The sequence below is a fragment of the Oceanobacillus saliphilus genome, assembly GCF_023522835.1.
GTDB lineage: Bacteria > Bacillota > Bacilli > Bacillales > Amphibacillaceae > Oceanobacillus > Oceanobacillus saliphilus.
The window spans coordinates 1-255 of the sequence record NZ_JALCZU010000245.1; the positions used below are offsets into that span (position 1 = coordinate 1).

Annotated in this window: 1 protein-coding gene; it reads left to right on the plus strand. The window is 46.7% G+C overall.

Annotated features, from left to right (window positions below; translation table 11 throughout):
* A partial coding sequence (locus MN204_RS21045; protein ID WP_249872993.1) for a hypothetical protein occupies window positions 1-189 on the plus strand: 189 nt, incomplete at its 5' end.
* Window positions 190-255 lie beyond the last annotated feature (66 nt).

Below are 255 nucleotides of genomic sequence, written 5' to 3' on the forward strand. Positions count from 1 at the left end.
GCTGAAAAGCGCGTAACAACGTTGATGGGTGATAAGGTTGAACCACGTCGTAAGTGGATTGAAGCCAACGTTGCCTTTACCTTGGCTGAAGAAGGAAACACGCTGCTAGAAGATGATGCAGATGTTGCTGAGACAGCAGAGGCTGAAGATGATTTTGTTGCGCCAGTCATTGAGACTTGGCAAGACTAGAAGGGATTTGAAACTGAATGGTTGAAGTAGGAAACATTCAAGAGCTCAGCCTAGAAGCGGTGATGG